This is a genomic window from Clostridium puniceum (assembly GCF_002006345.1).
GTDB lineage: Bacteria > Bacillota > Clostridia > Clostridiales > Clostridiaceae > Clostridium > Clostridium puniceum.
In genome coordinates this window covers 1-14,116 of sequence record NZ_LZZM01000007.1, presented here as the reverse complement: position 1 = coordinate 14,116, position 14,116 = coordinate 1, and the positions used below count along the sequence as shown (strand labels likewise).

11 protein-coding genes are annotated in these 14,116 nt (G+C 29.4%); 1 reads left to right on the top strand and 10 read right to left on the bottom strand.

Features of this window, described 5'->3' with window-relative positions; genetic code table 11:
- Positions 1 to 271: 271 nt before the first annotated feature.
- The 5 genes from mglC to CLPUN_RS00445 form a co-directional block, all read right to left on the bottom strand.
- Positions 272 to 1,498: a galactose/methyl galactoside ABC transporter permease MglC gene (gene mglC, locus CLPUN_RS00465; RefSeq protein WP_077845429.1), complete on the bottom strand. Its 1,227-nt coding sequence runs from the start codon at positions 1,496 to 1,498 to the stop codon at positions 272 to 274.
- A gap of 67 nt (positions 1,499 to 1,565) precedes the next feature.
- On the bottom strand, positions 1,566 to 3,065 hold the full coding sequence (locus CLPUN_RS00460; RefSeq protein ID WP_077845428.1) for a sugar ABC transporter ATP-binding protein: 1,500 nt from the start codon (positions 3,063 to 3,065) through the stop codon (positions 1,566 to 1,568).
- A gap of 111 nt (positions 3,066 to 3,176) precedes the next feature.
- The gene (locus tag CLPUN_RS00455; RefSeq protein ID WP_077845427.1) at positions 3,177 to 4,250 is read right to left on the bottom strand and encodes a galactose ABC transporter substrate-binding protein; all 1,074 of its coding nucleotides are present in this window, start codon (positions 4,248 to 4,250) and stop codon (positions 3,177 to 3,179) included.
- 305 nt (positions 4,251 to 4,555) lie between these two features.
- Positions 4,556 to 6,262: a methyl-accepting chemotaxis protein gene (locus tag CLPUN_RS00450; RefSeq protein ID WP_077845426.1), complete on the bottom strand. Its 1,707-nt coding sequence runs from the start codon at positions 6,260 to 6,262 to the stop codon at positions 4,556 to 4,558.
- Between the two features lie 37 nt (positions 6,263 to 6,299).
- Entirely contained in the window at positions 6,300 to 7,712 is a 1,413-nt protein-coding gene (locus tag CLPUN_RS00445) for a putative bifunctional diguanylate cyclase/phosphodiesterase (RefSeq protein ID WP_077845425.1), read from the bottom strand.
- 370 nt (positions 7,713 to 8,082) lie between these two features.
- Between CLPUN_RS00445 and CLPUN_RS00440 the strand changes: the two genes are divergently transcribed.
- Positions 8,083 to 8,682: a tyrosine-type recombinase/integrase gene (locus CLPUN_RS00440; RefSeq protein WP_077845424.1), complete on the top strand. Its 600-nt coding sequence runs from the start codon at positions 8,083 to 8,085 to the stop codon at positions 8,680 to 8,682.
- A 151-nt stretch (positions 8,683 to 8,833) separates the two neighbouring features.
- Here the strand turns inward: CLPUN_RS00440 and hydG are convergent, their stop codons facing one another.
- The 5 genes from hydG to CLPUN_RS29500 form a co-directional block, all read right to left on the bottom strand.
- Entirely contained in the window at positions 8,834 to 10,252 is a 1,419-nt protein-coding gene (gene hydG, locus CLPUN_RS00435; RefSeq protein WP_077845423.1) for a [FeFe] hydrogenase H-cluster radical SAM maturase HydG, read from the bottom strand.
- A 139-nt stretch (positions 10,253 to 10,391) separates the two neighbouring features.
- Positions 10,392 to 10,643, bottom strand: coding sequence for a TM1266 family iron-only hydrogenase system putative regulator (locus CLPUN_RS00430; RefSeq protein WP_077845422.1), 252 nt, complete (start codon positions 10,641 to 10,643; stop codon positions 10,392 to 10,394).
- Positions 10,644 to 11,038: 395 nt separating this feature from the next.
- The gene (locus CLPUN_RS00425) at positions 11,039 to 11,875 is read right to left on the bottom strand and encodes a DegV family protein (protein ID WP_077845421.1); all 837 of its coding nucleotides are present in this window, start codon (positions 11,873 to 11,875) and stop codon (positions 11,039 to 11,041) included.
- 165 nt (positions 11,876 to 12,040) lie between these two features.
- Entirely contained in the window at positions 12,041 to 13,648 is a 1,608-nt protein-coding gene (locus tag CLPUN_RS00420) for a xylulokinase (protein ID WP_077845420.1), read from the bottom strand.
- A gap of 313 nt (positions 13,649 to 13,961) precedes the next feature.
- Positions 13,962 to 14,116: transketolase-like TK C-terminal-containing protein (locus CLPUN_RS29500; protein WP_198944262.1), on the bottom strand; the 155-nt coding region annotated here is incomplete at its 5' end.

Sequence of the window (14,116 nt, the reverse complement as noted above, 5' to 3'; positions counted from 1 at the left end):
GCGATACGAACGTCATATAAAATGGGTTTTATTAGCTTATTTAATAGATGAATTTAATAAAAAACAGCAAGGAATAAAATCAAGAAAATATCCTTGGAACCTTTGATTCCTATGAATATTTTCTTAAGTAACTATTTGTAAAAATTAGTTATTCAACAACCTATTACAAATTTAAATATCGTAATAAGGCAAATAAAAATACGGGTAAATCCTATTACCATATGGCAAGCTGATTTACCTGTATTTTTCAATTTAACATATAATTAAGATCTTATTTTTTTCTATATTTTGCCAAATCAATTGCAACTGCAACTGCAATGATGATACCTTTTATAACTTGTTGCCACATAGGACTAACTGCTATGAATTGTAATCCGTATTGAATAACTGTAAATATTAATACACCACTTACAATTCCACCTACTTTACCAACACCACCATTAAGTGAAACACCACCTACCACGCAGGCTGCTATTGCATCAAATTCATAACCATTACCATATTGATTTGTTGCACCAGCAGTTCTAGCTGCTTCAAGTACACCACCCACAGCATATAAGATTGATGCAAAAATGAATATTCCCATAACTGTAGCAAATACGTTAACTCCAGAAACTACAGCAGCTTCACGATTACCACCAATTGCATATACATTCTTACCAAATATAGTTTTGTTTAAAATGAACCAAACTAAAATTACAAACAAAATAGCAATTGGAACAAGGATTGATACTCCTGGAAAATCTCCTATTTGTAATACTTTTGTTTGACCAAGAGCTATAAAATCAGAACGGATACCTCCAATAGGTTGTGATTTATTTGGCTCCATATCGAAGTATAAAGAAGTTACGCCATATACTATAACTTGTGATGCTAATGTAGCTATAAATGGATGCATATCATATTTAGCTACTAAAAACCCATTAAGGACACCAAATAGCATACATGCAGCAATTGCTATTAATATCGGAATAATAACTGCAAGCTGAGGCATATTCGGGAAAAATCTATTTGCATAGTCCGGATTTTGTAACATTGAAGTTGATATAACAGCTGCAAGTCCAACCATACGACCTGCTGATAAGTCAGTACCTGCAATTAATAATGTAAAACAAATACCAAGTGCAACTATCATTTTAGTTGATGATTGTGTTAAAATATCTAACATTACTTGATATTGCATAAAACGTGGTTGAATTATCATAATAACTACGATTAATGATAGCATCGCTATAATAATTGCATTATTTGTTAAAAAACCTTTAACTGTTTTTGCCGAAAAAGTAACATCTTCATTATGATTTTCTTTATCTAAGAACTGCTTTAAGCCATATATTAACGCACCTATACCAACTCCTCCTATATACATAGGTAAATCATAAACTATATCAGAATCTAAAATAAAATTAAAAACAATTCCTAAAATCACAAGAAATGCACCAATACCTAAGAATATTTTTGCATAATCTTTACGTGACATTAACTTCGCTCCTTGCATATATATATACCTCACTTTCTTGTAATAACATTTGTAGACTTAAAATATTCGAATCTTTAAAACTTTTTTATTTCATAAATTGTGTAGCATAATTCATGATTTTTACTTGATCTGCTTCACTTTGTTCTAAAATTCCAGTAACTTTACCTTCGCACATAACCATAATTCTATCTGACATTCCAATCAATTCTGGCATTTCAGACGAAATCATAATAATTGATTTTCCTTTTTTAACCAGTTCATGCATAATTGAATAAATTTCATATTTAGCACCAACATCAATTCCTCTTGTGGGCTCATCCAATATAAGTATGTCTGGATTTGTAAGTAGCCAACGTGCAATTAGCACTTTTTGCTGATTACCACCTGAAAGATTTTGAATTAATTGTTCAATATTTGGTGTCTTAGTTCTTAACTCTTGATTAGATTTTAGAGCTGCTTTATATCTCTTTCCATCCTGTAATACACCAAATTTAGCATAGTCCTTTTGGCTTGCGATTACTGTATTATCTAATATAGAAAGAATACCAAATATTCCAGTAGCACGTCTTTCTTCTGTTAAAAGTGCAATTTTTTGCGTTTTGGCATCTCTTGGAGATTTTATCTTAACAGTTTTTCCATCTTTTTCTATAATCCCAGATTGTATTTCACGAAGTCCAAACAATGCTTCTACCAATTCTGTACGTTGTGCACCAACAAGACCACCTATTCCAAGTATTTCTCCTTTACATAACTCAAAACTTACATTTTGAAATGATTTTGGAAGTGGAGAACAAAGTTTGTCTACTTTCAAAACAACGTCTTTACTTGGCTCATAAGTTCTAGGTGGAAATCTATTAGTCATATCACGACCAACCATACGGTTTATGATTAAATCTGTTGTAAGATCTTTGGAATCCCATGTTCCAACATATTGACCATCTCTCATAATAGTTACTTCATCGGATATTTTTAAAATTTCCTCCATTTTATGTGATATATATATAATTGCACACCCCTTATTTTGAAGTTGCTTTATTATTTTAAATAAATGTTCTGTTTCATTTTCTGTTAATGATGAAGTTGGCTCATCCATAATAATTATTTTCGAATTATAACTAACTGCTTTTGCTATTTCAACCAATTGAAGATTAGATGGTGAAAGTGTCCCAGCTAATACTTCTGGATTAATGTCTAAATCAATTTCTTTAAATAATTCCTTTGTTTTATTTATCATAGTTTTTTTATCTACTGCAATTCCCTTCATTGGGAATCTTCCAAGCCAGATATTTTCCATAACTGGACGAAAATGAATTGGATGTAATTCTTGATGTATCATTGATACACCTAAATCTAATGCTTGCTTTGATGTATTTATTTGCATTTTATTTCCATCTAATATAATTTCTCCGCCGTCTTCATGATATATACCAAAAAGACATTTCATCAATGTAGATTTACCTGCACCGTTTTCTCCCATTAGTGCATGAACACTTCCTTTTCGGACCTTTAATGTTACGCCATTCAGTGCCTTTACGCCTGGAAACACTTTGGTTATATTATTCATCTCCAGTACATATTCACTCATATATCCATCCTCCTTCTGCAAAACAATAATTCAGGGATGGGAATTTTAATTTCACATCCCTGTACAATTTTCTGTATCTGAAATTATTGTTTATTTATATTATTGTATAACCTATTTAAGATATTCTTTATAATTTTCTTGAGTAACCTTTACATAATTGATCCAGATATATTTTCCATCTGTTACATCGTAACCAATGTTTTCTTTATTGATTTCTTTACCTTGAGCTGCTGCTATAGCGATATTAACTGTAGCTTTACCTTGGTTAGCTGCATCATTTAAAACAGTTCCAAGAAGTGATCCTTCTTTCATAGCTTGTAATGCTGGTGCTGTTGCATCAACTCCAACTACAGGAATATATTTAGCTGCATCACCTTTGTTATATCCTTCTGCCTTTAAAGCTTCTACTGCACCTAGTGCCATATCATCGTTATTACAAAGAACAGCTTCTATTTTATCAAGACCTTGACCTGTTATAAATGCTTTCATGAGGTCAGTTGCTTTTGCTTTATCCCACATTGCTGTATCTGCTGCAAGTTTTTGTGTTTTAAATCCGGCAGCCTCAATCGCTTTTATAGAATATTCTGTACGAAGTGTTGCATCTTGATGTCCTGGTTCTCCTTGAAGCATTACATATTGTATCACTCCATCACCATTCTTATCAGCTTCTTTGTGAGCCTTAAAGTAATCAGCTATAATTTCACCTGATTGAGTTCCTGATTGCTCTGCCTTAGCACCTACATACCATACTTTATCATAGCTGTCCATATCAGCTTTTTCTGGTTCACGATTTAAAAATACAATTGGTAATTTTTTAGCTTTTGCTTTTTCTATTAATGGACCTGCCGCTGTTCTATCAACTGGATTTACCGCTAAAGCATTTACACCTTTAGTAAGAAAAGTATCCACTTGCTCATTTTGTGTAGGTTGTTTATTTTGTGAATCCACTAATTCAATAGTTGAGCCTTTTTCTTTAGCTTGCCCTTCCATTGCAGTACGAACACCTGTCATAAAAGTATCGTCGAATTTATATATTGCAGAACCAATTAAAACTGAAGATTTAGTGCTCTTTGCATCTCCTGATTTTGAATCACTTCCTTTATTTGATGATGCACATCCTCCCATAGTAGCAGCAATCATAACTGTAGCCATAACAATTGGTAATAATTTTTTAAACCTTTTCATTTCTACCCCTCCATATTCTTATATGTTCTAAATTTAAATCTTAATTACGAAGTTTTTCTGTTCTTCGTTTACATTCCTAATTATATATACTTTAACATTCACTCTCCATACGAAATTCTTCACACTTTTATCGAATTTCTTAAGTTAATGGAATAAAAGTTTATTATTTTATATATTTTATGATTATAATTTTTAGATAACTTAGTTAAATGTTTCAATTTTCCCCCAATAAATATAAGTGAGTTGCTATAGCAACTCACTTATATTCAAATTATTTACTTAAAGTATTTGTACATATACAGTATCTAGATCTTAAACCTTTGGATAATTTCATTAAGTTTTTGAGCAAGTTCTGCCTGACTTTGTGCTGTTAATGCAACCTGTTCTATAGCTTTTGCAGTTTCATCTATACTCTCTTTTATTGTATCTACTTCTTCAGTGGATTTTTGTGATTTTTGTGCAATATCTTGTACTACATCACTTACTTGCCCAACAGTAGCTGTAATTTCTTCTGACATAGCTGCAATTTCTTCTGACATTTTGCTTACAAAATCTGAATCTTTGTAATACTGATTACCTGTGTCTCCATAAGCAATAAATTGTTCATTCACCTCTATATTAATAAATTGTAGAATATCTTTTCCAGTATCAATGCTATTGTTAAATGCTTCTTGAACCTTAATAATGGTATCCTGAATAGATGTTACTGCTTGAGATGACTGTTCTGCAAGTGTTCTAACCTCTTCTGCAACAACTGCAAATCCTTTTCCTTGCTCTCCAGCCCTTGCCGCTTCTATAGCTGCATTTAGTGATAATAAATTTGTTTGTTCTGATATACTTCCTATAGTATCTGCCATAATTTTAATACTATCTACTACTTTTCCATTTTCAATAACTTGTAACATCTTATTTTCTTTTTCAGCATATATTTTTCGTGTTTGATTTATGGCTTTCTTACTATTAATTTGAACTTCTGTAGCTCTTTCTTTAGATTTATTTGCATTATTACTTCCTTCCATAGCTTTTTCTGAAAGCTCATTAACACTTGAATCTACTTCCTCTACTGATGCACTTATCTCTTCTGATGCTGCACTAGATTCTTGCATACTGCTTGCAATATTGCTGACAGCCTCGTCTATACTTACAGCTTTAGACGCTAGTTCTTCTGCAGTTGCAGAAAGCTCCTGACTAGATGCACTTATATCTTGAGAGTTTTCCATAATTTCCCTTACTAAATCATTTACATTTTTTTGAGCTTTATTTAAAGCAACTCCTGTTTGCCCAAATTCATCTTTTCTTGTAATACTAATAGGTGTTGAAAAATCATAAAAAGCTAAGCGCTCTGCATATTCTTGTATTTTTTTTAACGGTTTATTTATATTGCTGGACATAAATAACCCCAGTAAAATTGCAATTATAATTCCTGCTGCGCTAAGTGAAATCATAATAACATTTGTATTTATAAATGTTGAATTAATATCTTCATTTGCATCCTTTGCCGCCTTCAAATTTATTTCTATAACATTATCAAGACTATCAAGCATATTTTTTTCTATAGGCTTCAATATTATATATTGTTTTTTTGCTTCATTTAAATTATTTAAATTAATAGCCTTTATTATTCCTTCTCTAACATCTCTATATTTTGTTACATTATTCTTAAATTCTGTCCAAACTTTTTTTTCTTCTGATGTAATAATTAATTTCTCATAATCTTCTATATATTTATTATCTTCTTTTACCATAATATCAATATTTTTTTTTGCCTCTTCAACTTCTGATTTATCTTCTTCATCCATCATAGTTAAAAGTTCGCCTTTAATTTCTGACATATTAGCTTTTATTGATAAAATTTTATTTATGCTTTGTAAATTTATTCCGTACATTTCTGACGCACTTTTATTTACTTTTTTTACTGATATACCACCAACTAAACCTACTACCCCAATTAATATCGATACAATTAAAAATGCTGATATCAATTTTGTTTTTACTTTTTTAAATAAATTCATTTTTGATTTTCTCCTTTTATTTAAATAATTAATATTTTTACTTACTATTACTCTTCAATAAATTTTCCATTTTATCTTTTGTGAGCGGTTTACTGAAATAAAATCCCTGAATTATATTACATCCTAAATCAGTAAGTATATTTTTTTGTTTTTTTGTTTCAACACCTTCAGTAATTATCTTATATTTCAAATCTTTTGATAAATCAACTATGCTCTTAATTAAAACCTTATTTTTATAATTTTCAATATTATCTACAAATGTTTTATCTATTTTTAGTGTATTAATTGGAATATTAATTAAATAGCTTAAAGAAGAATATCCAGTTCCAAAATCATCTATTGCAATATTAATTCCATTATCTATAAGTTCATTTAATACTTCCATCTTTTCTTCACAAACATCTATTAAAGTCCCTTCTGTTATTTCTATTTCTAAAAGATGAGGTGGGATTTTATATTTAGTACAAGAATCCAATAATTTATTTTTAAAATCTATTCTTTTCATCTGAATTGGGGATATGTTTAAAGAAATCGTATTAAATTTATAGTTCCTTTTTTTCCAGATAGACGTTTGTTTTAATACTTCATCTACAATCCAATCACCAATCTTCACTATATCACCAGTATTTTCAGCAATAGGAATAAATTCTGATGGAGAAACACTCCCAAGTTTATTATTGTTCCACCTTATAAGAGCTTCCATTCCTATAATTTTATTGCTTAATGCATTAATTTGTGGCTGATAAAAAATATCTAATTCACTCTTATCAATAGCATTTTTCAATTCATTCTTAATTAACACTTCCCTGTAATATAACTCTAGTGCTTTATTATTAAAAACTGTATATGTTCCTTTTCCATTATGTTTAGATTTATACATTGCAAAATCACAAAATTTCAATAATTCTTCAGCATCTATACTATTATCCGGGAATATTGATATTCCCATACTTACAGTGAGATATATTTTATCCTCCAATATTTTAAAAGGCTTTTTCAAATTTTCATAAATATTATTGCATATTTTTTCTACTTGGATTATGTTGTCAAATTCATTAACTAAAATTACAAATTCATCGCCATTTAATCTTGTTAATTCTGCGTGTTTTCCAATACAGTTATTTATTAATCTCGCAAATAATTGTAAAATCTGATCCCCTAAACAATAACCCCAATTGTTATTAATAGTCTTATAATTATCAATATCTATATAAATAACTGCGCCTTTTTTATTATCAACTTTAGTTTTTTCTAATTTATCATTAAGTTTTTCAAAAAAATAAACGCTATTAGCAAGTCCTGTAAGAACATCATATTTATACATTGCTTCTATGCGTTCTTCAATTTTTCTTTTTTGTTTTATATATGCATTTTTAATAATATTACTTTCGTTAATATTTTTTTCTTTTACTTTATATTGATATTGTTTATTAAATTTAATTTTATTCATTATAATTTAACACTTCACTTCCCATCTAATTTCTAAAATTACCACCTCATATTTACTTATTTATCTTGATGATATGTGAATTTAACTTATGTAATAACAATCCTTGCTTTTGACTTTTCTACTAAATTATTTATAATATTAATTGGAACAAAATAAATATTTTGTCCAATTTTATTATACTATAGATTGAAAGATATGTAAATATTGTATAAAAAGGTTGAAATCATATACATATTTGGGAATTAAGTCGCATAAAAAGAGTCAATATAATGAAGGAGTGTATATTTATGGATAAATAATTGGATTGCTAATCAATTTAATTGGACAAAATATTTATAATGTATTATTATTTTACAAAAGGAGAATATACATGCGGACAAATAATGACACTAAAATTAAATATCTAACACAAAAAGAAGCTCTATCATTATTTAATTCAATAGAAAACTCTGGCAATTTACATTCGACACGAGATTTAGCAATATTTAGATTAGCTTATAGATGCGGTCTTAGAGCTTCAGAAATATCATTACTAAAATTACGAAATTATAACATTTCAAAAGGAGAGGTATATTGCCAACGTCTTAAAGGAAGTAATAACAATACTTTACGACTTGATAAAAAAACAAAATCTGTTTTGGATAAATATATAAATGAAAATAATATAAAATCAGAATTTCAAACTATTTTTACAAGTCAAAAAAATACCCCTATATCACGCCAAACTTTAGATTATCTCACAAAAAAATATTGTGCTATGGCGAATATTGAAGATAAATCAAAGCATCATTTTCATGCACTGAAACATACTACAGCCGTTCATCTTGCCGAATGTGATATGGATATTAAGGAACTTCAATGGTGGTTAGGTCATAAATCTGTTTCTAATACAGAAATATATTTTCAATTTACTACTAAACAACAAGATAAAATGTATGCAAAACTTGAAGGAAAAATTGAAATGGTATAATTTTTTTATAAATAAATAGACTTATTTCAACCATTAAATCGTGTTAAAATAAGTCTATTTAGTCTACTATTTTATATAAATCATAATTATATTTATTACAAAATATCTATTAAACGTATATAAAAACTTGAAGTTTAATTATTGTATAACTTTAGAATCTAAAATCACGTTTACCTTCATTTAGCCCTTCAAGATTTTCTAATACAATTTTTTTAACTTTTTCATTTGGAATCCTTGTAATTTCATTTTTAATTACTTTTTCACCTTTTATTCTTGTATTATCAGTAGCATAATCTTCTAAATATTCCTTTAATGTCATTAGAGCATTAGGCTGACAGCAGTTTGCTATTTGTCCTGATTTAACAAGACTCATAAATCTATCCCCTGTTCTCCCTTCTCTATAACAAGCAGTGCAGAAGCTTGGTATATATCCTAATTCAAGCAGCCAATTTACTATTTCATCTAAAGTTCTATCATCACTTATATCAAATTGAGCTGAGTTATCTTCTTCTTTTTCTTTTTCAGCATATCCACCAACACTTGTAGATGATTCTCCACTTATTTGAGAAGCTCCAAGCTGTAGTGCCCGTTCTCTTGATTTTTTCGATTCTCGAGTCGATATAAGAATCCCAGTATATGGGACTGAAATTCTAAGTACTGCAACTATTTTAGCAAATATGTCATCTGAAATTCCATTGGTAAATTCTTCTGGATTTATATCATCAGCAGATCTTATTCTAGGTACACTTATTGTATGTGGTCCAACTCCTTTAGCTGCTTCTAAATGTTCTGCATGCATAAGTAATCCAACAAAATCATATCTATACATGTTTAACCCAAATAACACTCCCATTCCAACATCATCGATTCCACCTTCCATTGCTCTGTCCATTGCTTCTGTATGGTAAGCATAGTCATGCTTTGGTCCTGTTGGATGAAGTTCTTCATATATCTTTTTATTATAAGTCTCTTGGAATAGAATATAAGTTCCAATTCCTGCATCTTTTAACTTTGTATAATTTTCTACTGTTGTAGCTGCAATATTCACATTAACTCTTCTGATTGCGCCATTTTTGTGTTTTATGCTATAAATTGTTTTAATACTTTCGAGAACATATTCAATTGGAGAATTTATTGGGTCTTCTCCAGTTTCTAATGCAAGTCTCTTATGACCAAGATCTTGAAGTGCAATTACTTCACTCTTAATTTCTTCTTGAGTAAGTTTTTTTCTTGCTATATGTTTATTTTTATGATGATATGGACAATAAATACAGCCATTTACACAATAGTTAGAAAGATATAATGGTGCAAACATAACTATTCTATTTCCATAAAATTTTTGCTTAATCTCTTGTGCAAGTGAATACATTTTTTCATTTTCATCTTCTAATTCACATTCTAGTAAAACTGCTGCCTCCCTATGTGAAAGACCCTTATGCTCCTTAGCCTTTTCTAAAATTTCATTTATTAATTCTCTACTATTCTTATTTGCTTTAGCATACTCTAGAGTTTCTAAAATTTCCTTGTTATCAATAAATTCTGTTGCTATTTTTGATTTCACATTATACATACATTTATCTCTTCCTTCTTTAATTTAATTTTTATTTTTTGCCTATGGCTGCCTCTAAAGGTGTTTATAAGATAAATTTGCTTATTGAATCCATTTATTAGCTTATAATTTTCAATATTAATGAAATTTATGAACACGTTTATTTTCCATTCTTCGAATACACCGTTTTAACAGTTATACCTTTAATCATACCTAATTTTCCTGACAATGAACTTATGACATCATTGCTTGCATCAATAACTACACTTATTACATTAACATTTTTTTGTCTATAAGGTATTCCCATTCTTCCAATAATATATTGTCCATATTCATGTAAAATACTATTTAATTTTTCTATGTCATTAGTATCTTCTACTATGATTCCAATTAATGCAATTCTTGTATCCATATTAGTTATTTCCTTTCAAAAAAATAATCCCTAAGCCAAAAAAGGGCGCAGAGATAGTGCATTTTAAGCTATCTTATAATACCGCCTTATAATTTGGGGCTAACCCTCATAAATTCAGAACGACTTCTTTTTTATAAATCTTTCTTCTTAGTTTTAACTGTAAAGTCAGATTATAATATAATTTTAACATAAATAATTCTTATAGCAAAGCTAAAAATTCTTCACCTAAGATAACTATTATTATATTTATTGCATTTAAGGAATAACATAAATTTTTGAAAATAAAAGAAGCTAAGATCTCGCTCTTAACTCCTCATGATTTTAAAATTTCTATATTAAATAATTAATCTTAAACGTTATTTTTAATTTAAATCAGCTTCAAAGTTTTTCTTAGCTTAATAGCAAACTACAATACCACCATCATCTGCATATATTGTACTTAATCCACCAGCATCAAATATTACTATATCCTTAAAATCATATTTATTTGCAATTTCTGACTTAAGACATTCTGCTTTTTCAATACAGTTTACATGAGTTATTCCAACTACTTTATTTTTAATATCTTTACCTTCTTCTCCAATTATATCTATAAGTCTATTTAATGCCTTCTTTCGCCCTCTTACTTGTTCTTTTAAAATAAGTTCTCCATTTCCATTAGAACACATAATTGGGACAACTTGCAATAAGTTTCCTATAAAAGCTTTTTGACTACTTATTCTACCATTTTTAGCTAAGTTATCCAATCTTTCTGCTAATAAAAATGTTTTCATTTCATCTATATAAGTATTTATTTCTTCAATAATTTGATCAATATTTAATTTTTCTTCTATAAGCTGTTTTAATTTTAAAATTACTAAACTAGCTCCTGCTGCTGCCGTTTTACAGTCAAAAACATGAACAAAACTTTCTGGACTTTCTTCTTTTAACATTTCTTTAGCAAGCATTGCACTGTTATGTGAGCCACTTAACTTTTCAGAAATTGTTACAACAAAGTTATTTTTGCATTTTCTAAACGCTTCTAAAAATTCATGAGGTGAAGGACATGACGTTGCTATTTTATTCTTACTATTCTTCATCTTTATAATTAATTCATTTTGACCTGCATGTAAATCTATAATTTCTTCTTCATCGATTATAATTTTAAATGGTATTCTTTCCATTATCCTTTCATTATCAAATACTTCATCATTAAAATCAATACAACTATCCATTATTATTTTTGTATCCATTATATTCCTCCAATTTTAGGACTAATTTTGCTGTTATGCACGAAATTTTTCATAGTCAATTCATTATATTATTTTCTAATGATAGTTTCAATGAAAAAAACAGGCTTTACCATTGTTTATACAATAAAACCTGTTTTTTATTAAAAATTGTCAAAAAATCACTATTTATTTAAGATTATCTACAGCTGCTCTTTCAATAGCAAGACCTTTAGTATAACGTTTGATAAATTCATTAAAACCATCAACATCTCTAGGATCTGGGTCTATCTTTGTACCTATCTTTTCTGCAAATACTTTTTGTGTTAGATAATCATCTAATGTCTCATTATCCTCTTTATTAAGCATATATGATGCAAGTATTGCAATTCCCCAAGCTCCACCTTCTCCAGCAGTTTCCATAACAGAAACTGGAGCATCCATAGCGGCCGCCATGATTTTTTGTCCTACATCTTTTGTCTTAAACAATCCACCATGACCTAAAATTTCATCTAATTGAACACCTTCTTGTTTAAGAAGAATATCCAAGCCAGTTTTCAATGCACCTAATGATGTGAATAGATTCACTCTCATGAAGTTAGCTAAATTGAAATTACTTTCTGGTGAACGTACAAATAATGGACGTCCTTCTTCAAAATTTGTTATATGTTCACCTGAGAAATAATTGTAAGACAACAAGCCCCCACAATCCGAATCTCCTTCAAGTGCCTTATTATATAAAGTTGCAAATAATTTATTCATATCAACTTCTACACCCATTGCTTCTGCAAATTCTTTAAATAATCCAACCCATGCATTAAGATCTGAAGTGCAATTATTACAATGAACCATAGCTACTAGATTACCAGTAGGTGTTGTAACTAAATCAATTTCTTTATATACTTTTGACAATTCCTTTTCAAGTACAATCATTGCAAAAACAGATGTTCCAGCAGAAACATTACCAGTACGCTTTGCTATACTATTAGTTGCCACCATTCCTGTTCCAGCATCACCTTCTGGTGGACAAAGTGGAATACCTGGTCTCAACTGTCCTGTTACGTCCAAAAGCTTTGCTCCTTCTTTCGTAAGAACACCAGCATCTTCACCTGCTACCAAAACTTTAGGCAAAATCTCCTCAAGCTTCCATGAGAAATTTTGGGAAGCAATCGCTTCATTGAACTGCTGAATCATATGTGCATTATAGCTTTTTGTATCTATATCAATAGGGAACATACCTGATGCTTCACCAACACCTAAAACGTTTTGACCTGTTAATTTCCAATGTATGTAACCTGCCAAAGTTGTTTGTAAACTGATATCAGCTACATGCTCTTCTTTATTTAAGATAGACTGATAAAGATGAGCAATGCTCCATCTTTGAGGAATATTATAACTAAATAGTTTTGTCAATTCTTCTGAAGCTTCTTCGGTAATAGTGTTACGCCATGTACGAAATGGTACTAAAAGTTCACCCTCTTTATTGAAAGCCATATAACCATGCATCATGGCACTAAATCCAATTGCTCCTATTGTTTGAATGGTTACTCCATATTGTTCTTTAACATCTTCAGTCATCTTCTGATAACTATCCTGTACACCAGTCCAAATATCCTCTAAACTGTAAGTCCAGATATTATTAATATATCTATTCTCCCAATCATGGCTACCAGAAGCTATAGGTGCATTATCTTCACCAATAAGAACTGCTTTAATTCGAGTTGAACCAAGTTCAATACCAAGTACTGTTTTACCATTGATGATGGCATTTTTTACATCATTCATTTCTAGACCCATACAAAAACCTCCACTATATATCTATTAATTTTGATAAAAGCAAGTCATGCAAATAAAGTGAAACTTGGCTTCACATAGAAGTTTAATCTTCAAGTGAAGGTTAGTTTAATTTATCTAGGATGGTGCCACTGTTATATCTCACTTTAATAAAAATGGAAACATTACAGTGAACAGACATCAGATAAATGATTTTATTAAATGCAAAACTTGCTTTCATCGTTCTATTACTTCTCTATTATTTTACACACTTTTCTTAGTTTATATAATTAATTCGTTAATCCGCTTTACTATATTTATTATTATTTTTGCTTGATTATTTAGCTGAAACTTTAACTGCTTTTTCTACAACATTTTCTACCGTGAATCCAAATTGTTTAAATAATGTTTCTGCATTTCCTGATGCTCCAAAGGTATCTAATGAAATAATTTCTCCATCAAGACCTACATATTTATGCCATCCAAAGCTTG